This is a genomic window from Rhizobacter sp. P2_H2 (assembly GCF_056403375.1).
On the sequence record NZ_JBFUFP010001808.1, the window covers coordinates 1 to 571 of the forward strand.

The 571-nt window shown below is 73.0% G+C and carries 1 protein-coding gene; it reads right to left on the bottom strand.

Annotation, left to right across the window (positions count from 1 at the left end):
* A partial coding sequence (locus AC1D15_RS36325; protein WP_477829908.1) for a DUF4398 domain-containing protein occupies positions 1-543 on the bottom strand: 543 nt, incomplete at its 3' end.
* Positions 544-571 lie beyond the last annotated feature (28 nt).

Genomic DNA, 571 nt, shown 5'->3' on the forward strand with positions numbered 1-571 from the left:
CTTCGGGTGGTTCTTCATGAACTCGACCAGCTTGCCCATGTCGCGCACACCGCCGGCGCGCAACTGGGCGCGGTTGGAGTCGAACAGCACGTCGCCCAGCGTGATCACGTCGCCGCGGTCGGTCTGCTTGGAGCCCAGCGCCTTCAGCTGCAGCTCCAGCTCGGCGGCACGCGCCTTGTCCTGCTGCGCGCCGGCCGTGGCGACCGCCAGTTCCGCGCCCTTGGCCTGGGTTGCCATGCGGGCTGCGGCCACCTCGCGCGCCGCCTTGTCGCCGACGCTGCCGGCCTTGGCATCGGCGGCGGCCTTGTCCCAGGTCTTGGCACTGGTGGCCTCGCGCGCGATGGCCACGCGCTGCTGGGCCAGGTAGGCGAAGTGGTCGACGCTGCGCAGCGTGTCGCCGCGCGCGCGGGCCGCATCGCCGGCCGCGAGCGCTTCGCGGGCCTGCGTCATCTCCGGCCCGGCGTACTCGACGGCCTTCGGGTCGCCTTGCAGCGTTTCATAGCTGGCGTGAGCCCTGTCGAGGGCGGCGTTGGGTTGCGGCACGGTGCCGCAGGCCACCAGCGCTGCGGCC